Origin of the sequence: Microbacterium sp. Root280D1, from assembly GCF_001428975.1 — a bacterium.
Classification (GTDB): Bacteria; Actinomycetota; Actinomycetes; order Actinomycetales; family Microbacteriaceae; genus Microbacterium.
Genome location: NZ_LMJK01000003.1, coordinates 62,147 through 86,798 on the forward strand (window position 1 = coordinate 62,147; position 24,652 = coordinate 86,798).

The window sequence follows — 24,652 nt, forward strand, 5'->3', positions numbered from 1 at the left end:
GACGACTCACTCGCCGCCGAGGTGCAGCGCCCAGGGGGAGCTGTAGATCGCGACCGAGGTGGTGATCCCGGTGAGGTCGTCGGACAGGTAGGTGAGCTGGTAGGCGCCGGCGAGGGTGACCTGCAGCTGGTCGGCGGCGAAGATCTCCTGTGCGCTCACGAACGCGTCGGCCGCTGTGGTGGCATCCGTCGCTGTGCGCGCCGCCTGGAGGTCGGCCGTCACCTCGTCGTTCGCATAGCCCGACCAGTTGAAGATGCCGCCGATCTCGGCCGGCAGCATGAACAGCTGCGGGTAGCCGAGCACGCCGGGCACCTCGAGGTATCCGGTCGTCGCGACGAAGTCGATGCCCTCGCGCAGCTCGGGCGTGTAGAACAGTGCCCCGAAGTCGGCGGGCTGGCGTTCGTCGATCGAGATGGTGAGGCCGATGTCCTTGGCCGCGCTCTGCACGATGGATGCCGTCTGCGAGAACTCCTTCGCGCCGGCAGGCACCGCGAGCACAAGGGGCACCGAGGTGTCGATGCCGGACTCGGCGATCAGCTTCTTGGCCGCATCCAGGTCGACCTCGGGTGCGGGGAGGGCGTCGTAGGCATCCTGGTAGATGTCCTTCGCCTCCATGCCGCTCCACACGAACGGGGGCACGATCGTCTTCTGCACCTCGCCGAGCCCCTGCAGGACGGTGTCGATGTAGACGTCGCGATCGATGGCGAGGCTCAGCGCCTGCCGCACTCGCGGGTCGGCGGCCGCGCTGTCGGCCGACGCGGGGCCGAAGCTGTACGAGGCCGTGGAGGGTCCCGCGATCAGGCGGCCGGCGCCGCCGTCGGCCTCGAAGCTCTGCCGCGATCCGGGAGGCACGGTGAATGCACCGTCGATCTCGCCAGCCGTCAGGGCGGAGGTGAGCGTGGGGCCGTCGGTGACGAACACGAAACGGATGCGGTCGGTCAGCGGAGCGCCGTTCCAGTAGTCGGGGTTCGCGGTGACCGAGATCTCGGAGCCCGGCTTCCACTCGTCGAGCTGGTAGGGGCCCGCGCACATCAGGCCGCCGCCGGAGGTTCCGAGGTCCTGACCCGCGGTGGCGCCGAAGGCGGAGCTCATGACGGCTCCGCCTCCGCCGCCGAGGGCATCGCGGAATGTCGTGTCCGGGGCTGCGAAGTGCACGATGACGGTGTCGTCGTCGGGCGTCTCGATGCTCGAGACCAATGCGAAGGCCGCGTACCACTGCGACGCGGGGGTGCGGTTGCGCTCCAGGCTGTAGGCGACGTCCGCGGCGGTCACCGGAGTTCCGTCCCAGAAGGTGACGCCATCGCGCACCGTGATCTCGAAGGTCACGGGATCGACCCACTCGGCCGTCTCGGCGATGCCCGCTTCGAGGGTGAAGTCGGGTTCGACCGTGAGCAGGCTGTCGCACAGGTTCGGGATGATGATGTTGGCAGAGGACGACGGGTCGAGCGTCTGAGGTTCGCCCTCGACGACCGCCCACGTCACTTCGTCGACGGGCGTGGTCGCCGCGGGCAGCGCGGTGACCAGCGACGAGGCGTCGATCTCGTCAGTGGACGAGTCTGTCGTGCCGGCGCGCGGTGCACAGGCGGTGGCGGCGAGAACGGTCGCGGTCGCCAGGGCGGCGGCGACGGTGAACCGGCGTCGGGTGGTGCGGGTCATGTCGGGTCCTCTCAGGTGCGTGCAGCGGGAGCGTCGTCGACCCCGCCGGGGGTGGTGGTGCGGGCGGTGCGGGTCATCTGACGACGTAGACGCGGATGCAGATCTGCTCGTCCTCGTCGCGGGCGAGGCCGATGAACTGGTTGCGGCTCAGCCAGCTGTGTTCGGGTGCGTCGGTCTGGAAGACCGGGGCGGTGCGGAAGTACGACGAGCCGTCGGCCTCTTCGCGGTAGTAGCCGCGGTTGAGGATGTCGATCGCCGCACCGTCGGCTGCGCGCAGCAGGTAGCGCGCCTCGAGCTGGAACGTGCCGTCGCGCTCGACAGACCAGTCGCCTCCACCGGCGATAACCGTGCCCTGCAGCAGGGGGCCATCGATCGTGCCCCCGGTGATGGGGGTGAAGGCGAGCACCTCGTGCGGTCCACGGCCCAGGTGGATGTCGGTGTCGACGTCGACCCGGATCTCGAAGGCGTACTCGAGGATCGGCTCGGGCTGAGGGGTGTTCGTGGTCATGACAGTTCTCCATCCAGGACGGGGAGGTGGATCGTGAGCCCGTCGGGGCCCCCGACGGTGAGGTGCTGCTGATTGGTCGCGGTCGGCCCCCAGGCCCACGGGTCGGCGCCGGTGCCGGTCTGGGGGATGAACTCGGGATAGTCGCTGCTCGACACGTGAACGCGGAGGCAGTGGCCGGCCTGGAGCCGGTATCCGATCTGCCCCAGGCCGATGTCGATGGTCGCGGGCGTCGTGGCTTCGGCGATCTGACGCTGCCCGCGGGCGATGCGCAGTGCTGTGCCGTCGGGTGAGACGTCGAGCAGTCGGACGAACAGGTCGAGCACGGGGCCGTCGGAGCGGACCGTCGCGGTGGCGCTCACGGGGCCGGCGAGGTCGACATCGGCGGCGACCGGAGACGACGTGAAGACGAGCACGTCGCCGCGGGCGCCGATCGGTGCGTCGTCCGGCATCTCGAGGAGGAAGGAGAAGGCGTCCTCGGCGCTCGACGGCACGAGGTCGTCGGGGTCGTGCGTCCACGTCAGCTCGGTCGGCTGCTCTGCGGCATCCGTGCGCAGCCCTCCCTCTGCGGTCGCCTGCAGCGTGACGGTGCGGATGCCGGCGGGCGGCCACGCCGCATCCGTCCGCTCCTCTGTCGTACCGGCGAGGTTCCAGCGCACTGCGGGGATGTCGGAGGGGGCGCCGTGGCCGCGCAGGTAGACCTCGAAGAACTCGAGCGCGGGGTCGAGAGTGCGGGGGAGGAGCGCACGCACCTGGTCGTCGGTGCGCTCGGCCACGCGGTCGGCCGGGTCGCTGAGCAGCTCGTAGCCCTCGTGGTCGATCGACTCGATGCGGAGGTGATGGTGAGCGGCCCACGCCGGACTCTTCGCGATGTCGTCGACATCGGCCCACGACAGGGGCGAGCAGTTGTCCCACCAGCCGATCGTGTGCAGCGCCGGAACCGAACGGCCGGCGAAGGGCGAGCCGAGCGGGAAGCGCGGCAGGTGAACAGGCCGCGGGTACCACTGGTCATAAGAGATCGAGCGCTCTCCGGCCTCGGCGAGAAAGTCTTCGACCTGGGCGGCGAAGTCGCGCCGAGTCCAGTCCGGCTCCCACAGGTAGGTGTCGTTGCCATGGAAATGGCTCACCGGATAGAGGTAGGTGATCGCCCACTCGACGTCCGAGACGCGCTCGCCGGGTGCGCGATGCACGGGTTCGCCGAGGCGGGTGCCGGTGACGCGAGGCGCGATCGCCTTGAGCGCGGGGTGGCCACTGGCCGCTGCCGCCCACTGGGTGTAGCCGTAGTAGCTGTCGCCCCACATCGCGACCCGGCCGTTCGACCACGGCTGCTGCACGATCCAGTCGAGCGTGTCCTCGCCGTCCCGCACCTCGTTGACGAAGAGCAGCGCCTCGCCCTCGGAGCGGAACTTGCCCCGCACGTCCTGGGCGACCACGCGGTAGCCGCGGGCCATCAGGTACTCGGCGATCAACGGGATGTAGGTGTAGGTGCCGCTCTTGTCGTACGGCAGGCGGATGAGGATGGTGTCGCCGGCGCGGTCGCCGCCGTCCGAGGGGAGGTAGATGTCCGCCGCGAGCAGCACGCCGTCGCGCATCCGGATGCGGGCGGGACGCGCCAGGTCGCTCTCGGGTGCCGCGGGGATGCGGATGTAGCGGGTCATTGCTCTCCTTCGAAACCTCTGCGCCGGGAAGACCGCGGTGCTCGATGAATCACAACGTAAGTCCGTCGAAGTTAATAGTCAAGTCTGACTAGACTAAAAACTTGTAACATCTATGTATCCTGCTGATGCAGGGAAAAGGGGGAACGATGGCACGTCCGACCGTGGCCGCAGAACGACGCGACCAGATCATCGAAGCCACCTTGCAGACCGTGGCCCAGCACGGCATCGCCGGAACCTCACTCGACCGCATCGCCGAGGCGGCAGGGATGTCGCGCGGACATGTGCGGCACTTCGTCGGGAACCGCGATCAGCTGCTCGCGGAGACCGCGCGGCACGTCTTCTCCGATGAGAAGGGCGGGCTGACGATCCTCCCGTCCACCCTGACGTCGTTCACCGAGGCGCTCGACTACCTGTTCGGCGAGGACTTCACCCGATCGGATGCCGAGAACGCCGTCGTGCTCGGTTTCGTCGAGCTCTCCCGTACGAACCCCGCGATCGCCGAGGTGCTCACGGAGGCGTACGGCAGCACGCGCACCACCCTGGCCGCGCTCGCGGCAGCGGAGTACCCGAACGCCGGTGCGGCGACCTGCGAGCTGGTCGCCGATGGAACACTCTCAGCCGCGCTCGGCAACGTGTTCATGGGTGACTTCGACCCCGACGAGGTGCGGACAGCGCGGGTGCGCCGCGCCGTCGAGGTGCTGGTCGCGGCACTCTGAGATCGGGCGGCGGGCGGCTGTTGCGCGTCTGCCGCCGGTGCGATGCCGCTGTCCTGCCGAAAACGCTGATGCCGACGTTTCGGTGGATCAGTTTCGGCGGGGAGTTCCGGCGGCTCGCCTGATGGTGTGTCGCTCGCGAGACGGTCACCCGGGCCCATGCTGCCGAAAACTATCGTTTTCGGCGGTGCTGATCTGCGCGTGACCGACCGAAGGCGGCCGCAGTCAATAGGCTTCGGTCATGTCGGTACGGAGAGCATTAGAGGCAGACGTTGATCGGTTGGGTTCCCTCAGCGAGGGAATCCAGCGGCTGCACGCGGAAGGAAGGCCCGACCTATTCAGAGCGCCTGATCGCGAGGTGCTGCGTGCGTTCCTTGCTGAGCAACTGGCCAACGGGGCGATCCTCCTCATTTCCGAGCTTGACGGTGCGGCCGCGGGCTACCTGCTCGCGGAGATCAGCGCGCGACCCGCGAATCCATTCCGGCATGCGTCCAAGAGCCTGTACGTGCACCACATCGCGGTTGACCCTGCCTTGCAGCGTCGGCGCATCGGTCAGGAGCTGATGGACGCTGCTGTGGCTATCGGACGAGCAGAGAACGTTGACGCCATGAGGCTCGACTCGTGGTCTTTCAATTCGAGCGCTCACGCGTTCTTCGAATCGGAGGGATTCACCCCACTCAATGTGGTCTTCGAACGAAAGCTGCTCTGACAGCCAGCAGCGGTAGCTCGGGCGCACCGAAACCCGTTGCCGAAAGCGGGTTCTGGAGAACCTTTGCGGCATCCCGTTCCGCCAACCCTGTGCGGCAACGCCGCAAACGATCGTTTCCGGCGCATCCGACTTTCGAGGCAAACTGGCCGTATGCGTCGAAATGAAATCGGTTCCCCAGAGGGCGTTCGATGGATTCCACCACGACCAACTGGCGTGGGAGTTCTGGTTATCGCTGGTTCGAGCGGTCGAATCGATGAAGCGCGAGCGCGAGTTCTCGCTGAGGCGGGCGCCGTGGCGGAATCTGTGAGATGGTTCGGCGGCCATGGGCAGCCCAGCGGCCCATGGGAGGTGCCACTCGAAACGTTCTTGCACCGCATCGAGGACCTCAGCCGCGAGTGCGATCGGGTGTGGATGATGGGAACATCTTTCGGTTCCGAAGCAGCCCTCCTCTGTGGCGCTCTGTCGAGTCAAGTCGATGGGGTGGTCGCCTTCGCTCCGTCTGACGTGGTCTGGGCTGGCTACGATGACCAGCGCGAAACCTCGCACTGGACTTTTGAGGGACGACCTTTGCCCTACACGCCCTTCGATTGGGACGGTTACGTCGCGGAGACACCTGCGCGCTTCAGGCCTCTCTACGAGAAGTCGCTCCGTACGAACGCTGCCCGAGCGGCGGAAGCCACGATCCCCGTCGAGCGCATTTCAAAGCTGGTCGTGGTTGCGGGCGGTGATGACCAGGTTTGGCCGAGCGTTGACAGCGCCGACCGCATCAGCTCGCGCCGCTCCTGCCACGGCCTCGACACGATCGTCGTGACAACCGCCGATGCCGGGCATCGAACCATACTCCCCGGGGAACCGCTTGTGACGGGAGGCGTGTCGATGGCCCGTGGCGGCTCGGAGGCCGCGGACACACAGCTGGGAACGCTCGCCTGGACTGCCATTCGGGAAGCGGTCATAGCCGAGCTGTAGGCGACGGCCTGCAGCCCGCCGAAATCCCCTGCCAAATCCTGGATACGGACGCCGTTAGTGGAGGCCGTTCTGAGGCAGATCTACCAGTCGCGCCGCAAACGATCGTTTGCGGCAGCACAGAGGGTCGTCACTCCCTGATGTCAGCGCGGGGAGTGACGGCTCATAAAATTCCCTCATGACACGGCCCATCTCGTTGACTACATTCGCGCAGTCGACATCGACGGCCGATTGGCACGACATCGCGGATCTGTTCGTCGCGAGCTTCTCCGTCGCGCCCTACTTCGAGGACCCCAACGAACTGCGAACCATCACAGACTGGGGTCCGTCAATGCTCGCCGGCGACGGCCGCTTAGTGACGGCGAGAGCAGACGGAGAACTGGTCGGATTCGCGCTGGCTCATGGACTAGGCGACGACGCCCCCTGGCAGCGCATCCTGTCGCAATTAGAGGACAGCGAGCAGGCAGCGGCCGCGCTTGCGACACCGCAGAACGCGCTCGTCGTGCACGAGCTGGCGGTTCGAGAGTCCGAGCGCGGGCGCGGCGTGGCTCGGGCATGCATGCATGAACTCCTGCGAGGCCGTCCCGAAACACAGACGTTCATCGGCGTCTACGAACGCGCGACCACAGTGCAGTCGATGTACAAGAATTGGCAGTTCGATTCAATTGGGCGAGTACCGATGCCGGGCGATGCGATCGCGTTGCATGTTCTCACTGCGCCGACGTCGCAAGCTCGCAAGAGGTTGGAGTGAACGGGCTCGCTGGCGGGCTCATGACCGCGGCAGGGTGACAATACAGACGCCGCCCTACATGCATCGGCTCCGCCGGAACTGTCTGCCGAATCATGGTTTTGGGCCAGGGTTGCGACTGGCTTTCCAAGCCAACTTCCGCGCAGACGCCGTAAACGATCGTTTTTGGCAGGCGCATCAAGTTCTCGTCGGGCTCGCACCGCTAGAAGGACCGAGTCACGCGGGAATGCGCGAACCGACCTTGAGTTTGATACCCCCAGGGGGTATCTTTTAACCATGAACGGGTACACCGACGGCAAGGCAGATCTCGCTAAGCGGTTGAGTCGCGTCGAAGGTCAGGTGCGAGGAATCGCACGGATGGTCGACGAAGACAAGTACTGCATCGACATCCTCACGCAGGTATCTGCAGCGACGAGAGCGCTCGAAACGGTGGCGTTGTCGCTGCTGAGCGATCATCTAAGTCATTGCGTGGCCGAGGCCAGCGCCGAGGGTGGCGAGGTTGCGGCAGAGAAGGTCCGCGAGGCTAACGAGGCCATTGCCCGTCTGGTCCGTTCATGACCGCCACATCTGTCTATTGAAGGAGCACACGATGACTGATCGCATTGAACTCGGCCTAAAGGACGCGAACGCAGGCTGCGCGTGCTGCGCCGTCCCATCGAACACCGAGGCGTCCGCACCTGCTGCGGCCTCATCTTCGGCCTCCGAAGAGGTTTTGGTTGCGGGGATGACGTGCTCGCATTGCGTATCGAGCGTCAGTAAGGAACTGGCGGCTGTGGACGGTGTCGAGTCCGTCGACGTCGACCTGAACGCCGGCGGCACCTCCCGCGTGACTATCCACAGCGCAGCACCGGTCGATCCTGCTGCTGTGAGGGCTGCGGTCGAAGAGGCCGGGTATACCCTCGCGACCAGCCAGGCCTGAGTCGCTAACCGTCTGCACCCGGGCTCAACCGGGCGCATCTGAGCAAGGAGTTCCGATGAGCCAGCATGACGAACACAGCCATCGCGCCGCACACGAGAACCACGGCGCGGCGCCGACAACGGAGCATGACCACGCTGCGATGAGTCACGATCACGACGCTTCGCCAGAACATGGCGGACATGGTGGGCACGGTGATCATGTGGGCCAGTTCCGGCGGTTGTTCTGGATCATGCTGGTCCTTGCGGTTCCGGTCGTCGGGTTTTCGATGATGTTCTCGATGCTGCTCGGATACCCGCTGCCGGACGCTGCGTGGGTCGGTTGGGTGTCCCCGGTTCTCGGAACGGTCATGTATGTGTGGGGCGGGGCGCCGTTCCTCACCGGTGCGGTGAGCGAACTCCGGGCCCGCAAGCCCGGCATGATGCTGCTGATCGCTCTCGCGATCACGGTCGCGTTCCTCGCATCATGGGGCGCGAGCCTGGGCCTGCTGCACCACGAACTGGACTTCTGGTGGGAGCTGGCCCTGCTGATCGTGATCATGCTGCTCGGTCACTGGATCGAGATGCGTTCCCTCGCGCAGACGACCTCAGCGTTGGATTCCTTGGCTGCGTTGCTGCCTGACGAGGCGGAAAAGATCGAGGGCGATACAACCGTCACGGTTGCCCCGTCTGATCTGCTGGTGGGTGACGTGGTGGTGGTGCGCCCGGGCGGGCGGGTCCCCGCAGACGGGCGGATCGTGCAGGGCTCGGCCAGCATGGACGAGTCGATGATCACCGGAGAATCCCGGCCCGTGCGCCGCAGCGACGGCGACCAGGTCATCGCCGGCACCGTCGCGACCGACTCCGGTGTGCGGGTGGAGATCACCGCGATCGGCGAGGACACTGCTCTCGCAGGTATCCAGAAGCTGGTGACCGAGGCGCAGAGCTCGTCGTCGCGGGCGCAACGGCTCGCTGACAAAGCTGCCGGGTGGTTGTTCTGGTTCGCGCTCGGCGCTGCCGCGATCACCGCGATCGTCTGGACGGTTGTCGGCATGCCCGACGCCGCGGTGATCCGCACGATCACCGTGCTGGTGATCGCGTGCCCGCACGCTCTGGGCCTGGCGATCCCGCTCGTTGTGTCGATCGCGACGGAGCGGGCGGCTCGTGGGGGTGTGCTGATCAAGGATCGTCTCGCGTTGGAGAGTATGCGCACCGTCGACACCGTCTTGTTCGACAAGACCGGCACTCTCACCAAGGGCACCCCCGCCGTCACCGCGATCGACCCCGTGTCCGGCACCGATTCTGACCAGCTGTTGGCCTGGGCCGCTGCCGCGGAAGCCGACTCTGAGCACCCGCTCGCTCGCGCGATCGTCAACGCGGCGAAGGAGAAGAACCTCACGGTCCCTGCCTCGTCCGACTTCGAGTCCTCGCCGGCGGTCGGGGTCCGTGCGCGTGTCGATGGGCACATCGTGCAGGTCGGTGGGCCGTACATGCTCGAGCAGGAGAACGCCCAGGAGCTGGCGGTTGCCGATGAGTGGCGCAATGAGGGTGCGATCATCCTCCACGTCCTCGTCGACGGTCAGGTCGCGGGCGCACTGCGATTGGCGGATGAGATCCGCTCAGAGTCGCGTCATGCCGTCGAGGCCCTCCACGAGCGGGGTGTGCAAGTCGTCATGATCACCGGTGATGCCGACGCGGTGGCCGCCTCCGTGGCGGGCGAGCTGGGTATCGACCGGTACTTCGCCGGGGTGCGGCCGGAGGACAAGGCCTCGAAGGTGAAAGAACTGCAGGGCGAGGGCCGCAAGGTCGCGATGGTCGGAGACGGCGTGAACGACGCCCCCGCGCTCGCGCAGGCGGATGTCGGTATCGCGATCGGCGCGGGAACGGACGTCGCGATCGCCTCGGCCGGGGTCATCCTCGCCAGCGACGACCCTCGGTCGGTGCTGTCGGTGATCGAACTGTCACGGGCCAGCTACCGGAAGATGAAGCAGAACCTCTGGTGGGCCGCTGGCTACAACCTGCTCTCCGTCCCGCTCGCGGCCGGCGTGCTCGCCCCCATCGGGTTCGTGCTCCCGATGTCCGTGGGGGCCGTGCTGATGTCCCTGTCGACCATCGTCGTCGCGCTCAACGCGCAGCTGCTGCGCCGGCTGGATCTCCGCCCGGACGCAGTAGCGGGTAAGTAGCAAGAAACGGTCAGGGTGACGGACGTAGGCTGAGGAGAACGGGAGGTGAGTATGTCGCTGATCAACGTCGCACAACAGGTGCGGGGACCGCGCACGCTCACCCATACCGTCTTGGCCGTCCTCGCGGTCGCGGTGGGCGTCATCGCGGGTCTGCTGGCGATGCACTCCTTCAACTCGCACGCGACAACTGCCGGCCACCACGACACCGTCGCTGTCAGCACCCAGGCCGATGTATCTGCCCATCACCACGACACGTCCGCAGCCGCCGCCGTGCCGGACTCACCGACGGCGGATGCGGGATGCGCGACGTGCGGGGGCGGGGACCCAATGACGTGGATGGCGTGCGTTCTCGCGCTCCTAGTCGCCACGATCCTGCTCGGGCGGATCGGGCTCGGCTGGCGGCACGCGACACTGATCGCAATACTTACGGCCGCGACCATGCGCTGGCCCGCCCGTGCCCACGCCCTTCCGCCACCCCCCTCTCTCACGGTTCTCTGCATCAGTCGCACGTGATAACGCGCTAGCCCGCTCTGCGGGCACGCACCCCTGGCACCGGCAATAGCCGGGCCTCATCACCGACCCTTGGAGAACACTCATGAAGATTCGACCCGCGGCCATCGCCGCACTCACCCTCACTGCCCTGCTCGCCCTCACGGGCTGCGTCGTCACGACCGGCTCCGATAACGGCATGGACGGCATGGACCACGGCAGCGGCTCCTCCGCATCCGCCGACGCGAACACCGACGACGTCATGTTCGCCCGCATGATGAAGGAGCACCACGAGCAGGCCATCGAGATGTCCGATCTCCTGCTCAGCAAGGACGGTGTCGATGAGCGCGTCGTCGCCCTCGCGGAAGAGATCAAGGCCGCTCAGGAGCCCGAGATCCAGAAGATGGATCAGTGGCTCGAAGACTGGGACGCGGACATGGGCAACATGGGTGGCATGGACCATGGCGACGGCATGATGTCCGAAGAAGACATGCAGGCCCTCGAAGATGCCACCGGTCCCGATGCAGGGCGTCTGTTCCTCGAGCAGATGATCCAGCACCACGAGGGCGCTGTCGACATGGCACAAGAAGAAGTCGACAACGGTCAAAACAGCGACGCCATCGCACTCGCTGAGACGATCATCGACACGCAAACCGACGAGATCGCCACCATGAAGGAGATCCTCGCAACTCTGTGATCCCTGGGTGGGGTGCGGGGCTCCCGCACCCCACCTCGTGATCTGTTGCGCACACCATCATGCGAACCCTCAAGAAGCTCACGTTGCCCACTTTTCGACAGCGACACCGAGCGGCACTCACGCTCTCCACAACGATCGCGGCCAGCATTGTGCTGGCCGGCTGCGCGGCACCCGCCGAGCCCACCACCGGGCACGACCACGCCGCGTCCATCAGCCACGTCCACGCGATCGTGCCTAACCCCTCCGAGGACGGATACCTCCTGGGTGCCCATGACGGGATCTACACGGCCACACCGGATGGGGAGGTCGGCTCGCGTATCGAGACGACCGACTTCGACGCAATGGGCCTCATCACTGTCGGTGATGCTCTCCTCGCGTCCGGGCATCCCGGACCGACCACGGCCCCAGAACTCGGCTCCCCCAACCTCGGAATCATCCGGAGCGACGACAGCGCCAGATCTTGGACGCCTGTCTCATTCACCGACGAGAAAGACTTCCACGTGCTTGCCGTCGGGAAGAACGACACCCTCTACGGGATCGCCTCGGACTCTGCGGAGCTCCTCCGCACTGACGACCTCGGTGAGACCTGGTCGGCGGTCGGAGAAATTCTGGCGTTCAGCCTCGTCATCGACAGTGAAGGGCAACTGATCGCCGCCACCCCAGACGGGGTGCAAATCAGCACTGATGAGGGCACCACTTTTACACCTCTGAACGAGGCGCCTGCGCTCTATCTACTCGCCGTGTCACCTGACGGCAAACGGCTTGTCGGTGTCGGTCGCGGCGGACAGATCTGGGCCAGCACAGGATCCAAAGCCGAGTGGGTTCCAGCCGGCGTCACTCATGGCTCCGCGCAAGCGCTCGCGACCACGAACGACGGTGACATCTTGGTCTTCGATGACAGCGGCCTGGCGGCAATAGCCAAGTAAACGAGAGGACGATATCTCCAGCGAAAGACGCTCACCTGTCCCGCTACACGCCGAAACTGTCTGCCGATACGAGGTTTCGGCGAACCATAGCGGCACGCCTCAAGCGCCGACTAACTGCTGCTGCGAAAAACGATCGTTGTCGGCGCGAGTGGGCGTGCGCACCGCTGACTCAGCTACGCTCGCGGGGTGGTTGCTGAAGATGAGATTGTCCTTCACATAACACCGGACGCCGGGTGGCTTCCTTCCCGAGGGCGTGCCGAAGTGATCCGCCGAAGCACTCCGCCTACACCCATGTGCGTCGTCCGGCTTCTGCTCCGGCAGGAAGACCGGGTCTTCTGCTTGCCCCGGCCGGAAACCGGGCGACTCGACCTACCAATGCGGCTAGTCGGACCCAACGATCCGAGTGGCGCGTTCGGAATCACCAGCCTCGCCGAGCAGATAACCGGCTACCGTACTCAACTCAAGTTTGCGGGAGCTGTGCGAAATGTCGTCGACTCACCGCAAGATGGCTATGCCTGGCCGACGCCGCACGCACACTTCGGGGTGTGGACCTCAAAGATCGCCCCGATTGCTGAAGGCACCTGGGTGAGCATCGGCGATGACTCCCAACTGCGCGATCGACACTGGTTCCCGCTCGTACTGTGATGCGAACTACTTGACAAACTCAACCTCCGGAAACGTCTGTCAGAACCACGTTTTGAACACCGTTTGCGGCAAGGCGTCCACGGCGCTCCACGCGACTGCGCCCTAAACGATCATTTCTGGCGGACGTCTGCTGTGCGGTCCTCCTGCTGTCATCCCTCACGTGTCACCATGAGGGATGACTTCCATCCCATTGTTCCTGCCGACGCTCACCGGCGAGACGGTCACACTTCGGGCATGGCGCCACTCGGATACTGCGATTGTCATGGAGGCCTCTCAGGACCCCTTGATCCCTCAACTGACCAGCGTGCCGACGACTCCGGATGAGAGGGCGGCTTTGGCTTTCATTGAGCGGCAACATGCACGTCTGCGGGACGGAGCCGGCTACGCGTTCGCGATCGCTGATCACGACGATAAGGCAGTCGGCCACATCGGGCTCTTCTTCACCCCGGGCGCATCCGCCCGAGCCAGCGCTGGCTATTGGGTTGCCAGTTCACGTCGACGCCAGGGATTCGCGCACGACGCCTTGACCACCCTTACATCGTGGGCCGTCAGACTCGAGGAACTCGATCGAGTCGAGCTGTACGTGGAGCCTTGGAACGAAGGCTCCTGGCGGGTAGCCGAACAGGCGGGCTACGAGCGTGAGGGCCTACTCCGCAATTGGAAACGGGTGGGCGGCCAACCGCGCGATATGTACATGTACTCACGGTTAGCGCGACGACCGAACTGAGAGACTGGCGATGTGCCGGGAATACACCATGTGGAGATCTGGGTTGCCGATGCCCCAGTGCTCGCCGAATGGGGCTGGTTGCTCCGCGAGCTGAACTTCGAACGTGAGAGTAGGTGGGCTGACGGCGAGTCCTGGGCAGCGGGCGGCGCTTACGTCACGTTGACGACGTCACCAAACCTGAGCGGATCGACGCACGACCGCAGAACTCCTGGCGTGAATCATCTCGCATTCAAAGCCAGTACCGCCGCCGCCGTGGATGCGATCATGGCAACCGCCGTGGCACATGGGTGGCAGCCGCTGTATCACGATCGATACCCGCACGCGGGTGGAGCAAAACACTACGCGGGCTGGCTTGAGAACTCCGCAGGCTTCAAAGCAGAGATCGTCGCGGACGAATTCCGTCCATCGCCGGAAACCTCTGCCGCTTTACGGTTCTGACGCACCTTTGCGGCAACCGTTCCTAGATTGACCGCGATCTCCGCCGGAAACGATCGACTGCGGCAGGCGACCTGCCAGCAAAGAGCCTGTGGGCCCCTGACCAGAAGTGCTCTGGCGGGTACGCGTCTGCCCCTGATACCGTCGGGCTCATGACAGCCCAGATCGCCGAGCAGGGTTCAACGGCGGCTCCGCATCGTCGGCCGCAACTCCGGCCCATCGCGATCCTTGCACTCGGCGTTGTCGTCGTCCCGCTCGCCTTTGCGACGGCATTCAACAGCTGGGGCGCACTCACCGAAGACAGCGCTATGCGCATGGCGTTTGCTACTGTCGCCGGCCAGGTTATCGCCGTTCTGACCGGATTCTTGGTGGTCGGAATTGCGTGGAAGCGCCGATACCGTCTCACGCAAATAGCGGTTCTCGCCGCCATCGCGGTCGCTATCACCATCAACGCGTTCGCGATCGTTGCGTCGACCGGAGACCTGCTGTTGTCCCGTCTCGACCTCATCGCCGAAACGAATCTTCTCAACCAGTAGCGCGAAACGGTATCAGTCGTTGCTGACGTACACGGTAGATGTCGGACACGAGTGGGCCTTCGGCGGCGTAGTGTCCATCTCATGTGGGAGAGCGTGGGAGAAGCGGTCACGGTTCCACTGGTCGAGGGCATGTCATTCCGGGCCGCCCAAGAGATTGCCTCGGCCGCGGGTGTGACCCTCGCCAATCCAGACCCTGACGGTCCGCCGATCGGCGCACTGGCATGGGGGCGGAACTACCTCGTCTTGCATCAGACGCCCCCTGCCGGGACGATCGTGACCCGGCACTCATCGGTAGCGATTCGCGTCGATGAAGAGCCTCACGAGGAACGCTGACGAAGCGGACCCGTCGGTAGCGGGTTAGTGGTACAGGGGAGGCGGCGTAGCCAGCACGGCGATCAGCGCCCCCATCACGAGGACCGTGCTGAGCCCCACGATGCTCCATACCGTGGCACGTCGCTCGCGCTTCGGATGCACGCCGCCTAGCCCCACCAGCACGGCCGACAGCAGCAGCACGAGCCAGACCACAAGCGCGATGATGCCCATCCCGATACCGATCGCCCGCTCGGTATCGTCCGATTCGGCGTACTCGATGACCGTGACGCCGGGGCCTCCCCAGCTGAGGCCGGGGCCCGCCAAGCTGAGGCCGGCTAAGCCGAGCATGAGAGCCCCGAAAAGTCCGATGAGCGTCGCGGCGATGGTCAGGGAGGCACTGCCGACGATCCGCACGGCCCCATAGTGGCACGTGGCGGGCGCGAGCGCAGTCACGGGCGTCGGCAGCGACAGCTACTGGCAGTTCGGCGACTGGAGCAGCGGAAGCTCGAACCTGGTCAGCCTCGCGGCCGATCCGGGCTCGAGGGCGAACCATCCGGCGATCTGCCCGTCGGCGACCCGCGTGCCGTAGTCGCCGGCGGTGAACGGCTGATGGCCGTCGTCCGCGCTCGTGTGCAGGACAGGGGTGGCGAGCAGCCCATCCTGCTCGAGCACGTCTATCGATGACAGGAAGAGGAAGGACCTCTCTTCGACGACGTATCTCGATTCGCACCCGTCAACCAGTAGGGGGGTGACGAGCCACGGCATGATCAGAAACCCCCAGAACACTGCCACCACGTTTCCGCCGATCGACAGCAGTCGCCCGATCACGATCGGTCCGAGCCAGCCGGAAGGCGCCGAGACGGTGCAGAGCATGTAGCTGATCGCGATGAACGCGAGGATCGTGGATGCTCCGATGATGTGTCGTGACGGCAAGGTGCCGAGCAGCAGCTGAGCATCGCCACCGGATGCGGAATCGACCACGGCCACGCCGATCACCGCGATCGTCGCTGCGGCCACTGCCACTGTCGCCGCAATCTGCAGCATCCGCGGGCGCTCGGATGCCGTGAGGGTGCGCTCACTCATCGCCGCTCTCTTTCACGAACGCATCACGAGCAGGACAGGTGCGAATACACCTCGATGACTCGCTCGATATCGGGGTAGCCCGCTTCTTCCAGAGCGGCCCGCACGTCCTCCCGCACGGATTCCAAGTAGGCGGACCCTCGGAGCCTGATCTCGGGAACGGAGTCGAGGTCAGGATCATCGTCGAGTAGCGAATACCACTCCGACCACTGAGACTCGCTGACCGCCGCCTCATCGAGAGCTTTGGCGGCGATGCTGCTGGCCTCGGCGGGCGGATCGTCGACCGCGGGGCTGAGCCACCATTCGATCTCGCACGTGCCACCCGGCACAGGCACGGTTTCGGAGCGATCGGGACCGCTCGCCGGCGGCACGAGGCCGCAGCCGGTCATCACCAACAGGGCCGCCACCAGAGAACCACCGAACAGCCAAGGTCGACGCATGCAGAGATCATAGGTGAGCGTTCTGAGCATGCTCCGTCGCCAGCTCGACGAGCATTGCCTGACCAGAGGACATCGGTTCGGTCGTGAGTTCTACGGATCCGAAGGGGAAAGGGTAGAAGAACGTCCCTGTTCCGTCCCACTCGGTGATCGGGATCATCGCGAACCAGATCTGGCTGATCGCGACCGAGACGACGGCGAGGATCGCAACGGCAGCAGCGGCCCGATCGAGGTATCGGATTGCTGAGGGGATGTCTTGCGCGCGGCGCAGCACCGCGGTGATCGCCGCCAATGCGATCGCGGCGAACGCGAAGAGGATCAACGGGCTGGGCTGCAGAGCGAGATACACGCACGTCGGCGCGGTCTCGGTCGCCTTGCCGGCTGCATCGATGAAACCGCCGTCCGCTGCGACGCCTCCTGGGCAGTATCCCTTTCCGCTCGTCATGAACGTCGAGTAGCCCAGAGCGGCGACCAGGGCGACCACGACCAGGCGCCGAACGCGAGCGATGATCTCCATGCCCGGCACTGCGGACTCTGTCGTCGGCGCGTCCCGCCTCGCGGTCTGAGACACGATGCCCCCCTTTGTGCTTTGCCCATGACACTATCGACGGCCGCGCCGAACATCCACCGAGGAATCGGTGATCGGAACGAGCTCGCCGACGGAAGGCACACACTCATGCGCGGCATCCAGGCGGTCGCCGTCGATGCCGCACGTCAGGCGATATAGATCTTCCGCAGCGTCTCGGTGACCGTCCACGCGGTGCGCTGCCCCGCGGCGAGGCGCACGACCGACCCGGGGCCGACCTCGACGGCGGGCAGCGGGGGGTCGACGAACTCGATCCGCGCCTGACCGGTCAGCACGACGAACACCTCGTCGACCTCGATGTCCGATGCCGTGCCCGGCGTCATCTCCCAGATGCCGATCTCGACCTCACCCAGAGTCCCCAACGCCTGCGCCGCCGTCGTCGGGCGACCGATGAGCACGTCCTCCACGGGCAGCGGTTCGTGCATCAGCGGCAGCGCCGCGGCATCCACTCCGGTTCCCGGCGCGAGCTCGCCCGGCGCGAGCTCGCTCACGAGTCGAAGCCCATGCCGACGGCATCCAGCGTCTTGAGGAACTGGTTGCGCTTGCCCTCGTTGTGATCGGCCCGGTTCATCGCGGCTCGCACGAGGTTGACGCCGATCGAGGCGACGGGCTCGGGCGGGAACGGGATCGGCTTCTCGCGCACCATCGCGAGCTCGGTGCGCTCGGTCGGCTCGCCCGACAGCTTGTCGAGCATGACGTCGGCGGCGAAGCGCGCGGCGCCGACGCCGAGCCCGGTGAACCCGGTCGCGTAGGTGACGCGTCCTTTGCGGGCGGTGCCGAAGAACGCGCAGAAGCGACTCGACGAGTCGATCGCCCCCGCCCACCGATGCGTGAAGCGCAGCCCCTCGAGCTGGGGGAACGTCGTGAAGAAGTGCGAGGCGAGCTTGCGGTGGCTCTCGGCGCGGTCCTCGTACTCGGGTCGCACCTTGCCGCCGAAATGGTAGACCGCGTCGTATCCGCCGAACAGGATGCGATTGTCGGCGGTGAGGCGGTAGTAGTGGAACTGGTTGGCGCTGTCGGCCAGGCCCTGGCGGTTCGACCACCCGATCGACGCCAGTTGCTCGTCGGTCAGCGGCTCGGTCATGAGCACGTAGTCGTAGACGGGAACGGTCATCAGGCGGTTGCGCTTGAGCAGCGAGGGGAAGACGTTCGTGGCGAGAGCCACGGCATCCGCTCGCACCTGCCCGCCGTCACGTGTGACGAGCGTGATCGCGCTCGATCCGTCGCCGATGACCTCGCGCACGAGCGACTGCTCGTAGATCTCGACCCCGAGTTCGACCGCGACGCGCGCCAGCTCGAGACCGAGCTTGGCGGGGTGCACGAGCGCACAGGCATCGCGCTCCCAGGCGCCGGCGAGGAACGTGTCGGAATGCACCTCGGCCTGCACGGCCTCGCGGTCGAGGAATCCCTCCTCCTCGCGCAGCCACTCGACCTGGTGCGGCTCGACGGCGACGGCCAGCTGGCCGGTGCGCTCGAAGTCGACATCCATGCCGTACCGCTTCACGGTCTCTTCGATGCCGTCGAGGTTCTCGATCCCCAGCTCTTCCAGGCGGTCGATCTCGTCGGGCCAGCGCGTGAGGCCGTTCTCGTGCCCGTGCGTGAGGCTCGCCTCGCAGAACCCTCCGTTGCGGCCCGACGCCGCCCACGCGATGCGCGACGCCTCGAGCAGCACGACCTTGCGCTGAGGATCGCGCTCCTTCGCGCGCACGGCGGTCCAGAGACCGGCGTAGCCGCCGCCGACGATGGCGAGGTCGGCCGTGATGCTCTCGGTGAGTGCGGGGTGCGAGACACGCTCGACGTCATCGAGCCAGAACACGCTGAACGCGGTGTCGCGCAGCGAGGCATCGATCACGGCATCCGCGGGGCGGCGACGTTCGAAGACCGTGGTTCCCATGGTGTTCTCCTGGTTCCGGACCCGCGCCTCAGCGCGTGCCCCAGTTGTAGAGGTCTTTGTAGAGCCCTGCGTAGAGCAGGCTCTCGGTGTGCGTGATGCCGGGGATCGTACGGATGCGGGTCGCGATCAGATCGAGCAGGTGGCTGTCGCTCTCGCACACCGCCTCGACGAGGATGTCGAACGTGCCGAGCGTGACGACGACGTACGCGAGTTCGGTGATCTTCGTCAGCTCCTCGGCGATCAGTCGCGGGTCGCCCGTGACGCGGATGCCGATCATGGACATGCGGTTGAAGCCGAGCTGCATCGGGTCGGTCACCGCGACGATCTGGATGATGCCCGCCTCGGTCATCCGCTGCACGCGCTGACGCGCTGCCGCCTCGCTGAGCCCCACCTCTCGACCGATCTCGGCATAGGGCCGTCGACCGTCCTCCTGCAGCAGCTCAACGATCCGCTTCGAGATGTCGTCCAACACGGGCTGCTTCGGCGTGGTGCTCATGTGTCGATATTGACAGGATCGGCGCTCCCTGGCAACTGATTCCATCGTTAAGATCACTTCACTCTTCTGTATTCGTGATCCGATCGCTAGCATGGCGAGCATGGCCACAGAACTCCTACAGAACTTCATCGGCGGGCAGTACGTTCCCGTGAGCGGACAGAAGCGGATGCCGCTGATCGACCCGGTGACCGAGGAGGCCTACGGCGAGCTGCCGGTCTCGGACGCCTCCGACGTGGACGCCGCTTACGCCGCCGCATCCGCCGCGTTCCCGATCTGGCGCGACACCACTCCCGCCGATCGCCAGCTCGCGCTGTTCCGCATCGCCGATGAGATGCAGACCCGCGCCGAGGAGTTCGCCGACCTCGAGTCGAAGGACACCGGCAAGCCGCGTGCCAGCCTCGTGACCGACGAGATCCTGCAGTCGATCGACCAGCTGCGCTTCTTCGCCGGAGCCGCCCGCAGTCTCGAAGGACGCGCGGCGGGGGAGTACCTCGCCGGCCACACCTCGTTCGTGCGCCGCGAGCCGATCGGCGTGATCGGGCAGGTCACCCCCTGGAACTATCCGCTGAACATGGCCGTGTGGAAGATCGCCCCGGCGCTCGCCGCAGGCAACACGGTGGTGCTGAAGCCCGCCGAGTCGACGCCCCTGACCACCCTGCTGCTCGCCGAGATCGTCGCGCTGCACACGCCCGCCGGCACGCTCAACGTCGTGCTCGGCGACCGCGACACCGGCGTGGCACTGGTCGAGCATCCGACGCCGCAGATGGTCGCCATCACCGGATCCGTGCGCGCCGGGATGGCCGTCGCACGATCGGCGGCGAACGACGTCAAACGGGTGCACCTCGAGCTCGGCGGCAAGGCGCCCGCGATCGTCTTCCCCGATGCGAACCTCGACAAGGCGGCATCCGGCATTGTCACCGGCGCGTTCTTCAACGCCGGACAGGACTGCACCGCGGCCACCCGCGTGCTCGTGCACTCGTCTGTGCACGACGAGTTCGTCGCCGCGCTCGTCGAGAAGGCGAAGACGGATGCCCGCACGGGCGCCCCGCACGAGGAGGGCGTGCTCTACGGTCCCCTCAGCAGCGCTGCCCAGCTCGCTCAGGTGCAGGGCTTCGTCGACCGCCTGCCTGCACACGCCACGATCGAGACCGGCGGTGCGCGTCAGGGTGAGAAGGGCTACTTCTTCGAGGCGACCATCGTGTCGGGTCTGCATCAGGACGACGAGGCCGTGCAGGGCGAGATCTTCGGCCCGGTGCTGACCGTGCAGTCGTTCGAGACCGAGGAGCAGGCGCTCGAGATGGCGAACGACGTGCCCTACGCCCTCGCATCGTCGGTGTGGACCGCCGATCATGCCCGCGCGATGCGCTTCTCGCGCGACCTCGACTTCGGCTGCGTGTGGATCAACACCCACATCCCGTTCGTCTCGGACATGCCTCACGGCGGCTTCAAGCACTCGGGCTACGGCAAAGACCTCTCGCAGTACGGCTTCGACGACTACACGCGCATCAAGCACGTGATGTCCGCGCTGGACTGACGGCGGGTCTCGGGCTACCAGCGCGAGCGGATGAGCGACCCTCGCGTGAACCGCACCACCGAGATCGTCATCGGCACACTGCCGACGGGGGCATCGAGCGCTCGCGCGAGCAGCAGCTCTGCGGCCGATCTGACCTCGGCGAGCGTCGCGGCGACGCCGCGCACGTCGAGGTCGGCGACGTGCAGCACCCACCACCCGCGCTCCAGCAGGGCCGTCACCTCATAGGGGTACACGGCCGGGGTCGGAGTGTCGCTGCGCGACGACGGACGTCGGTCGAGCCGGTGCGGGATGGTCGGTCGCATCGGATGCCTCCTCCCTGTGGTCGTACGGGGCCGCGGTGGCTCCCTGAAGCAAGACGCGCACGGCCGTGGATCATGACGCGGATCAGGGTCCGGATCTCTCGACACGTATGACGCGATGTGTCAAGCTGGGGCGGACGTCGAATCCGGGGGGATCAATTTGGCACGACCACTTGCGGGGCCCCAGACCCTGCTCCGAACACTCAACGGCCGCGCGATCCTCGAGACGCTCGCGCGCCGAGGCCCGCTCACCCGCGCCGAACTGGTCGCCGAGACCGGTCTCTCCCGCACTGCGGTGACGCAGGTGCTGCGGATGCTCGAATCATCGTCGGCGGTCGCCGCTGCGGGCGTCGACCGTGACACGCGGGGACCGGCAGCAGGGCGCGTCTCGCTGCATCCTCATCTCGGACTCGCCGCCGCAGTGCACGTCGACGCCCACGCCGCCCACGTCGCGCTGGTCGACCCCACCGGAGCCGTGCGGGCCGAGAGCCACGCCGCCTTCCCCGTGCGCGGGGACCGCGTGCAGCACATCGCCGGGCTCATCGACGCCTGTCAGAGGGCGGTGGCCGGTCCGCTGCTGCTCGCGGTCGTCGGCATCCCGGGCATCGTCACCGCCGACGGAGGCATCCGCGACGATCAGGGCCCCGACGGCGGCGCGTTCAAGAACGCCCTGTCGACGCGCCTCGGCTGCCCGGTGCGGGTGGAGAACGACGTCAATCTCGCGGCGCTCGCCGAGCTCTCCGAGGGCGCCGGCGCGGCGCTCAGCAGCTTCGCGCTGCTGCTCCTCGACGACGGACTCGGCGCCGGCATCGTGATCGACGGCTCCCTGCACCGGGGCTTCTCGGGCGTGGCCGGCGAGGTCATGTATCTGCCGCAGAGTCCGCTGCCGATCGGCGCTCCCGTGCTCGGTGACGCCGTCGTGCGCGACCTCGCCGTGGCGAACGGGCGTGACCCGGACGAGACGATCGACCGGCATCTCGACGCCGCCTCCGCCGGCGATCCGGCCGCACTCGCCATGGCCGCCGAGATGGGACGCAGGCTCACCCTGATCGCGGGCAGCATCGCGCTCGTGCTCGACCCCGAGGCGTTCCTCCTCAGCGGCACGGCCGCCCACCCGGCGCTGGCCCGAGCGGCGGTCGCCTTCGCCGAAGAGCTCGCCCCGCAGCTCCCGCTCACCCTCCTCGTCTCGTCGTTCGGCCCGGAGGCGCCGCTGGTCGGCGCAGTCGGTGAGGCGGCATCCGCTCTTCGCGCGACCGTCTTCTCGCGGTTGCTTCCCGCATCGGACAGGAGTCGGCGATGACCTCGGACCTCGCGGATCGCCTCGGCCTCGCGCCGGGAGCCAGGGGCGTGATCATCAACGCCGACGACTTCGGCATGTGCCACGCGGCCAACACGGCGATCATGCAGCTGCTCGATGCGGGGCACATCGACTCGACGACGCTCATGGTGCCGTGCGCGTGGGCACCCGAGGCGCTCGCTTTCGCGGCCTCGCGCGCCGACCTCGACGTCGGCGTGCACCTCGTGCTCACGAGCGAGTGGACCGACTACCGCTGGCGGCCCCTCACCGGCACCGACACCACCCTCGTCGACGACGCGGGGTACTTTCCCGCCGGCGTCCTCGCGATCGAAGAGCTCGCGTCGGTCGACGACGTCACCGCCGAGATCGCCGCACAGCTGCAGACGGCGTTGGATGCCGGGGTCGACGTGACGCATCTCGACAACCACATGGGGTCTGTCTACGGTCTGCTGACCGGGCGGGACTTCCTCGGCCCGGTGTTCGAGCTCGCCGCCCGCAACGGCCTGCCGTTCCGGCTGCCGCGCAGCATGGACGGGACCGGCGACGACGCCGCCCTGCAGGCGAAGCTCGCCGAGGCCTCGGCCGCCGCCGATGCGCTCGGCGTCGAGATCATCGATCGGCTGTGGAGCCACCCGTTCGAAGAGGCGCCGGACGAGTCGTACGAACAGGTGCGCGACGGGTTCATCGCGCTGCTGCGCGCGGTTCCGGCCGGAGTGACCGAGATCTACCTGCATCCGATGGTCGACGACGACGAGCTGCGCGCGGCCGTCGACTTCGGTGCGGCCAAACGCGGGCACGAGCTTCGCCTGCTCTCCGACCCCGAGGTGCTGCAGGTGTTCGCCGACGAGGGACTGGTGCGGCTCGGATGGCGCGATCTGCGCGATCTGCAGCGGAGCCGACGCGCATGACGTCGTTGACGACGCGGCTGCGCGACCGAAGACTCGACGCCGCCCCCACGAGGGCTCAGGCCATCGCGTTCGGAGCATCGGGGTTCCCGACCCAGCTCATGGCGCAGACGTTCTCGGCTTTCGTCGTCTACTTCTACGTCACCCACCTCGGTGTCGCGCCAGCATGGGTGGCCGCGGCGATGATCGCGCACGGCGTGCTGAACGCGGTGCTCAACCCGGTCGTCGGGGCGCTGTCCGACCGCATCCGCACGCCGTGGGGCCGCCGCATCCCGTGGATCGGTCTCGGCATCGTGCCGCTCGTGGTCGCCTTCGCGCTGGTGTGGATGCCGCCGGAGCTGCCGACCGCCGGGCTGATCGTCTGGTTCCTGATCGTGGTGGCGGTGTACGACATCGCCTTCGTCGTGGTCGTGCTGAACATCTCGGCGCTGTTCCCCGAGATCTTCCGCACCACCGATGAGCGGGCGCGTGGCAACGTGCCCCGGCAGATCTTCGCGATCCTCGGCATGGTGCTCGGCACCGCGGGTGCCCCTGCGTTGTACGACTCGATCGGCTGGCCGGGAATGGCCCTCGTGCTCTCGGCGGTCTGCCTCGCGCTGCTCGTCTGGTCGTTCTTCGGCGGCATGATCGAGCGTCGAGTGCCCGAGGCCGCATCCGAGGCGATGCGCTGGGGCGACCAGCTGAAGTACACGTTCGCGAACCGGGCGTTCGTGCCCTACGTGCTCGGCTCGCTGTTCATCCAGACCTCGATCGCCGTCATCCTCGCGGCGCTGCCGTTCTACGTGCGCTACTCGCTGGGCGCCGCCGAGGGAGAGGCGAGCCTGCTGCTGGGGGCGATCTTCGTCACAGCCATCCCGTCGATCGTGCTGTGGAGCGCGATCGTGCGCCGCACCTCACCCCGCGCCGCGCTGCTGTGGAGCGTCGCCGTGTTCGGGATCTCCGTGCTCGGCTACCTGCTGCCGTCGACCGTGCTCGCCGCGGCGCTCATCGGCGTCGCGGTGGGCGTCGGCGTCGGCGGTCTGCTGCAGCTGCTCGAGGTCGTGCTCGCTCAGATCATCGACGAGGACGCCACGCGCACCGGTCATCGACGCGAGGGCGCGTACTTCGGGGTGAACGGCTTCGTCGTGCGCGGCTCGGTCGTGCTGCAGGCCGTCGTGGCGGCGGTGGTGCTCACGGCATCCGGCTTCGACGCCTCACTCGGCGAAGCGCAGCCGGAGGCCGTCGACGGCGGGATCCGCGTCATGGTCGCGGTGGTCCCGCTCGTCTTCGCCGCCCTCGCGTGGCTGTGCTTCTGGCTCTACCCGATCCGCACGCGCGATCTCTGACCG

Annotated in this window: 30 protein-coding genes; 19 read left to right on the forward strand and 11 right to left on the reverse strand. The window is 66.8% G+C overall.

The window, feature by feature from the left end:
* Positions 1-6: 6 nt before the first annotated feature.
* The 3 genes from ASE34_RS12715 to ASE34_RS12725 all read right to left on the reverse strand — a co-directional run bounded on the left by ASE34_RS12715 (position 7) and on the right by ASE34_RS12725 (position 3,819).
* Positions 7-1,656 carry an ABC transporter substrate-binding protein gene (locus ASE34_RS12715; protein ID WP_056279232.1) on the reverse strand — a complete coding sequence of 550 codons (1,650 nt, stop codon included), beginning with the start codon at positions 1,654-1,656 and terminating at the stop codon, positions 7-9.
* A 73-nt stretch (positions 1,657-1,729) separates the two neighbouring features.
* Positions 1,730-2,164: a DUF3237 domain-containing protein gene (locus ASE34_RS12720; RefSeq protein WP_056279234.1), complete on the reverse strand. Its 435-nt coding sequence runs from the start codon at positions 2,162-2,164 to the stop codon at positions 1,730-1,732.
* Positions 2,161-3,819 carry a CocE/NonD family hydrolase gene (locus ASE34_RS12725; RefSeq protein ID WP_056279236.1) on the reverse strand — a complete coding sequence of 553 codons (1,659 nt, stop codon included), beginning with the start codon at positions 3,817-3,819 and terminating at the stop codon, positions 2,161-2,163. Before ASE34_RS12725 ends, ASE34_RS12720 begins: the two co-directional genes overlap by 4 nt.
* Before the next feature lie 146 nt (positions 3,820-3,965).
* Here ASE34_RS12725 and ASE34_RS12730 point away from each other — a divergent pair, with 146 nt between their 5' ends.
* The 14 genes from ASE34_RS12730 (at position 3,966) to ASE34_RS18350 (ending at position 14,817) form a co-directional block, all read left to right on the forward strand.
* Positions 3,966-4,535 (forward strand): TetR/AcrR family transcriptional regulator, encoded by a 570-nt coding sequence (locus tag ASE34_RS12730; protein ID WP_056279238.1) that lies wholly within the window; start codon positions 3,966-3,968, stop codon positions 4,533-4,535.
* A gap of 238 nt (positions 4,536-4,773) precedes the next feature.
* Positions 4,774-5,241: a GNAT family N-acetyltransferase gene (locus ASE34_RS12735; protein ID WP_082586635.1), complete on the forward strand. Its 468-nt coding sequence runs from the start codon at positions 4,774-4,776 to the stop codon at positions 5,239-5,241.
* A gap of 291 nt (positions 5,242-5,532) precedes the next feature.
* Positions 5,533-6,207, forward strand: coding sequence for an acyl-CoA thioester hydrolase/BAAT C-terminal domain-containing protein (locus ASE34_RS12740; RefSeq protein WP_162253855.1), 675 nt, complete (start codon positions 5,533-5,535; stop codon positions 6,205-6,207).
* A gap of 175 nt (positions 6,208-6,382) precedes the next feature.
* The gene (locus ASE34_RS12745; protein WP_056279243.1) at positions 6,383-6,955 is read left to right on the forward strand and encodes a GNAT family N-acetyltransferase; all 573 of its coding nucleotides are present in this window, start codon (positions 6,383-6,385) and stop codon (positions 6,953-6,955) included.
* A gap of 273 nt (positions 6,956-7,228) precedes the next feature.
* A complete protein-coding gene (locus tag ASE34_RS12750; RefSeq protein WP_056279245.1) occupies positions 7,229-7,510 on the forward strand; it encodes a metal-sensitive transcriptional regulator in 282 nt (93 codons plus the stop codon).
* 31 nt (positions 7,511-7,541) lie between these two features.
* Entirely contained in the window at positions 7,542-7,871 is a 330-nt protein-coding gene (locus tag ASE34_RS12755) for a heavy-metal-associated domain-containing protein (RefSeq protein WP_056279247.1), read from the forward strand.
* A 55-nt stretch (positions 7,872-7,926) separates the two neighbouring features.
* Positions 7,927-10,029: a heavy metal translocating P-type ATPase gene (locus ASE34_RS12765; protein WP_235567510.1), complete on the forward strand. Its 2,103-nt coding sequence runs from the start codon at positions 7,927-7,929 to the stop codon at positions 10,027-10,029.
* A 51-nt stretch (positions 10,030-10,080) separates the two neighbouring features.
* Positions 10,081-10,542, forward strand: a complete 462-nt coding sequence (locus tag ASE34_RS12770) for a DUF6153 family protein (protein ID WP_230100905.1) — start codon at positions 10,081-10,083, stop codon at positions 10,540-10,542.
* Between the two features lie 82 nt (positions 10,543-10,624).
* Entirely contained in the window at positions 10,625-11,215 is a 591-nt protein-coding gene (locus ASE34_RS12775) for a DUF305 domain-containing protein (RefSeq protein WP_056279253.1), read from the forward strand.
* A gap of 59 nt (positions 11,216-11,274) precedes the next feature.
* Positions 11,275-12,141 (forward strand): WD40/YVTN/BNR-like repeat-containing protein, encoded by an 867-nt coding sequence (locus ASE34_RS12780; protein ID WP_082586637.1) that lies wholly within the window; start codon positions 11,275-11,277, stop codon positions 12,139-12,141.
* An 820-nt stretch (positions 12,142-12,961) separates the two neighbouring features.
* The gene (locus tag ASE34_RS12785; RefSeq protein WP_056279255.1) at positions 12,962-13,513 is read left to right on the forward strand and encodes a GNAT family N-acetyltransferase; all 552 of its coding nucleotides are present in this window, start codon (positions 12,962-12,964) and stop codon (positions 13,511-13,513) included.
* Between the two features lie 12 nt (positions 13,514-13,525).
* Positions 13,526-13,951 (forward strand): VOC family protein, encoded by a 426-nt coding sequence (locus tag ASE34_RS17625; RefSeq protein WP_082586638.1) that lies wholly within the window; start codon positions 13,526-13,528, stop codon positions 13,949-13,951.
* A 149-nt stretch (positions 13,952-14,100) separates the two neighbouring features.
* Positions 14,101-14,484, forward strand: a complete 384-nt coding sequence (locus tag ASE34_RS12790) for a hypothetical protein (protein WP_056279257.1) — start codon at positions 14,101-14,103, stop codon at positions 14,482-14,484.
* A gap of 81 nt (positions 14,485-14,565) precedes the next feature.
* Positions 14,566-14,817 carry a PASTA domain-containing protein gene (locus ASE34_RS18350; protein ID WP_056279259.1) on the forward strand — a complete coding sequence of 84 codons (252 nt, stop codon included), beginning with the start codon at positions 14,566-14,568 and terminating at the stop codon, positions 14,815-14,817.
* Between the two features lie 24 nt (positions 14,818-14,841).
* On the opposite strand, the gene ASE34_RS12800 is transcribed toward ASE34_RS18350, so the two are convergent.
* From ASE34_RS12800 to ASE34_RS12815, 4 genes are read right to left on the reverse strand one after another with little or no spacing between them, the layout of a single operon-like run.
* The gene (locus tag ASE34_RS12800; protein WP_056279261.1) at positions 14,842-15,249 is read right to left on the reverse strand and encodes a hypothetical protein; all 408 of its coding nucleotides are present in this window, start codon (positions 15,247-15,249) and stop codon (positions 14,842-14,844) included.
* Between the two features lie 18 nt (positions 15,250-15,267).
* Positions 15,268-15,879 (reverse strand): hypothetical protein, encoded by a 612-nt coding sequence (locus tag ASE34_RS12805; protein WP_056279263.1) that lies wholly within the window; start codon positions 15,877-15,879, stop codon positions 15,268-15,270.
* 23 nt (positions 15,880-15,902) lie between these two features.
* Positions 15,903-16,316: a hypothetical protein gene (locus tag ASE34_RS12810; RefSeq protein ID WP_056279265.1), complete on the reverse strand. Its 414-nt coding sequence runs from the start codon at positions 16,314-16,316 to the stop codon at positions 15,903-15,905.
* 7 nt (positions 16,317-16,323) lie between these two features.
* A complete protein-coding gene (locus tag ASE34_RS12815) occupies positions 16,324-16,884 on the reverse strand; it encodes a hypothetical protein (RefSeq protein WP_157538245.1) in 561 nt (186 codons plus the stop codon).
* A 24-nt stretch (positions 16,885-16,908) separates the two neighbouring features.
* Between ASE34_RS12815 and ASE34_RS18290 the strand changes: the two genes are divergently transcribed.
* Positions 16,909-17,040: a hypothetical protein gene (locus tag ASE34_RS18290; RefSeq protein WP_268778170.1), complete on the forward strand. Its 132-nt coding sequence runs from the start codon at positions 16,909-16,911 to the stop codon at positions 17,038-17,040.
* Here the strand turns inward: ASE34_RS18290 and ASE34_RS12820 are convergent.
* The 3 genes from ASE34_RS12820 to ASE34_RS12830 are packed head-to-tail and all read right to left on the reverse strand — an operon-like array spanning position 17,028 to position 19,289.
* Positions 17,028-17,390, reverse strand: a complete 363-nt coding sequence (locus tag ASE34_RS12820; RefSeq protein WP_230101256.1) for a cupin domain-containing protein — start codon at positions 17,388-17,390, stop codon at positions 17,028-17,030. The genes ASE34_RS18290 and ASE34_RS12820 overlap by 13 nt on opposite strands.
* The gene (locus tag ASE34_RS12825; protein WP_056279268.1) at positions 17,387-18,793 is read right to left on the reverse strand and encodes an NAD(P)/FAD-dependent oxidoreductase; all 1,407 of its coding nucleotides are present in this window, start codon (positions 18,791-18,793) and stop codon (positions 17,387-17,389) included. The genes ASE34_RS12820 and ASE34_RS12825 overlap by 4 nt, the downstream gene beginning before the upstream one ends.
* Positions 18,794-18,821: 28 nt before the next feature.
* Positions 18,822-19,289: an Lrp/AsnC family transcriptional regulator gene (locus ASE34_RS12830; RefSeq protein ID WP_053097765.1), complete on the reverse strand. Its 468-nt coding sequence runs from the start codon at positions 19,287-19,289 to the stop codon at positions 18,822-18,824.
* A gap of 100 nt (positions 19,290-19,389) precedes the next feature.
* On the opposite strand from ASE34_RS12830, the gene ASE34_RS12835 reads away from it, so the two are divergent.
* On the forward strand, positions 19,390-20,823 hold the full coding sequence (locus tag ASE34_RS12835; RefSeq protein ID WP_053099251.1) for a gamma-aminobutyraldehyde dehydrogenase: 1,434 nt from the start codon (positions 19,390-19,392) through the stop codon (positions 20,821-20,823).
* Between the two features lie 14 nt (positions 20,824-20,837).
* On the opposite strand, the gene ASE34_RS12840 is transcribed toward ASE34_RS12835, so the two are convergent.
* Complete coding sequence (locus ASE34_RS12840; RefSeq protein WP_056279270.1) at positions 20,838-21,125, reverse strand: hypothetical protein; 288 nt, start codon at positions 21,123-21,125, stop codon at positions 20,838-20,840.
* Positions 21,126-21,282: 157 nt separating this feature from the next.
* On the opposite strand from ASE34_RS12840, the gene ASE34_RS12845 reads away from it, so the two are divergent.
* The 3 genes from ASE34_RS12845 to ASE34_RS12855 are packed head-to-tail and all read left to right on the forward strand — an operon-like array spanning position 21,283 to position 24,649.
* Positions 21,283-22,422 (forward strand): ROK family transcriptional regulator, encoded by a 1,140-nt coding sequence (locus ASE34_RS12845; RefSeq protein WP_056279272.1) that lies wholly within the window; start codon positions 21,283-21,285, stop codon positions 22,420-22,422.
* Positions 22,419-23,327: a polysaccharide deacetylase family protein gene (locus ASE34_RS12850; protein WP_056279274.1), complete on the forward strand. Its 909-nt coding sequence runs from the start codon at positions 22,419-22,421 to the stop codon at positions 23,325-23,327. The genes ASE34_RS12845 and ASE34_RS12850 overlap by 4 nt, the downstream gene beginning before the upstream one ends.
* Positions 23,324-24,649: an MFS transporter gene (locus ASE34_RS12855; RefSeq protein WP_056279275.1), complete on the forward strand. Its 1,326-nt coding sequence runs from the start codon at positions 23,324-23,326 to the stop codon at positions 24,647-24,649. Before ASE34_RS12850 ends, ASE34_RS12855 begins: the two co-directional genes overlap by 4 nt.
* Positions 24,650-24,652: the final 3 nt, after the last annotated feature.

What these genes read in the sequence shown, in the direction of transcription:
- ASE34_RS12715 (WP_056279232.1), bottom strand. Translation starts at nt 1,656, where the DNA reads ATGACCCGCACCACCCGACGCCGGTTCACCGTCGCCGCCGCCCTGGCG.
- ASE34_RS12720 (WP_056279234.1), bottom strand. Translation starts at nt 2,164, where the DNA reads ATGACCACGAACACCCCTCAGCCCGAGCCGATCCTCGAGTACGCCTTC.
- ASE34_RS12725 (WP_056279236.1), bottom strand. Translation starts at nt 3,819, where the DNA reads ATGACCCGCTACATCCGCATCCCCGCGGCACCCGAGAGCGACCTGGCG.
- ASE34_RS12730 (WP_056279238.1), top strand. Translation starts at nt 3,966, where the DNA reads ATGGCACGTCCGACCGTGGCCGCAGAACGACGCGACCAGATCATCGAA.
- ASE34_RS12735 (WP_082586635.1), top strand. Translation starts at nt 4,774, where the DNA reads ATGTCGGTACGGAGAGCATTAGAGGCAGACGTTGATCGGTTGGGTTCC.
- ASE34_RS12745 (WP_056279243.1), top strand. Translation starts at nt 6,383, where the DNA reads ATGACACGGCCCATCTCGTTGACTACATTCGCGCAGTCGACATCGACG.
- ASE34_RS12750 (WP_056279245.1), top strand. Translation starts at nt 7,229, where the DNA reads ATGAACGGGTACACCGACGGCAAGGCAGATCTCGCTAAGCGGTTGAGT.
- ASE34_RS12755 (WP_056279247.1), top strand. Translation starts at nt 7,542, where the DNA reads ATGACTGATCGCATTGAACTCGGCCTAAAGGACGCGAACGCAGGCTGC.
- ASE34_RS12765 (WP_235567510.1), top strand. Translation starts at nt 7,927, where the DNA reads ATGAGCCAGCATGACGAACACAGCCATCGCGCCGCACACGAGAACCAC.
- ASE34_RS12770 (WP_230100905.1), top strand. Translation starts at nt 10,081, where the DNA reads ATGTCGCTGATCAACGTCGCACAACAGGTGCGGGGACCGCGCACGCTC.
- ASE34_RS12775 (WP_056279253.1), top strand. Translation starts at nt 10,625, where the DNA reads ATGAAGATTCGACCCGCGGCCATCGCCGCACTCACCCTCACTGCCCTG.
- ASE34_RS12780 (WP_082586637.1), top strand. Translation starts at nt 11,275, where the DNA reads ATGCGAACCCTCAAGAAGCTCACGTTGCCCACTTTTCGACAGCGACAC.
- ASE34_RS12785 (WP_056279255.1), top strand. Translation starts at nt 12,962, where the DNA reads ATGACTTCCATCCCATTGTTCCTGCCGACGCTCACCGGCGAGACGGTC.
- ASE34_RS12790 (WP_056279257.1), top strand. Translation starts at nt 14,101, where the DNA reads ATGACAGCCCAGATCGCCGAGCAGGGTTCAACGGCGGCTCCGCATCGT.
- ASE34_RS18350 (WP_056279259.1), top strand. Translation starts at nt 14,566, where the DNA reads ATGTGGGAGAGCGTGGGAGAAGCGGTCACGGTTCCACTGGTCGAGGGC.
- ASE34_RS12805 (WP_056279263.1), bottom strand. Translation starts at nt 15,879, where the DNA reads ATGAGTGAGCGCACCCTCACGGCATCCGAGCGCCCGCGGATGCTGCAG.
- ASE34_RS12810 (WP_056279265.1), bottom strand. Translation starts at nt 16,316, where the DNA reads ATGCGTCGACCTTGGCTGTTCGGTGGTTCTCTGGTGGCGGCCCTGTTG.
- ASE34_RS18290 (WP_268778170.1), top strand. Translation starts at nt 16,909, where the DNA reads ATGACACTATCGACGGCCGCGCCGAACATCCACCGAGGAATCGGTGAT.
- ASE34_RS12825 (WP_056279268.1), bottom strand. Translation starts at nt 18,793, where the DNA reads ATGGGAACCACGGTCTTCGAACGTCGCCGCCCCGCGGATGCCGTGATC.
- ASE34_RS12830 (WP_053097765.1), bottom strand. Translation starts at nt 19,289, where the DNA reads ATGAGCACCACGCCGAAGCAGCCCGTGTTGGACGACATCTCGAAGCGG.
- ASE34_RS12835 (WP_053099251.1), top strand. Translation starts at nt 19,390, where the DNA reads ATGGCCACAGAACTCCTACAGAACTTCATCGGCGGGCAGTACGTTCCC.
- ASE34_RS12840 (WP_056279270.1), bottom strand. Translation starts at nt 21,125, where the DNA reads ATGCGACCGACCATCCCGCACCGGCTCGACCGACGTCCGTCGTCGCGC.
- ASE34_RS12850 (WP_056279274.1), top strand. Translation starts at nt 22,419, where the DNA reads ATGACCTCGGACCTCGCGGATCGCCTCGGCCTCGCGCCGGGAGCCAGG.
- ASE34_RS12855 (WP_056279275.1), top strand. Translation starts at nt 23,324, where the DNA reads ATGACGTCGTTGACGACGCGGCTGCGCGACCGAAGACTCGACGCCGCC.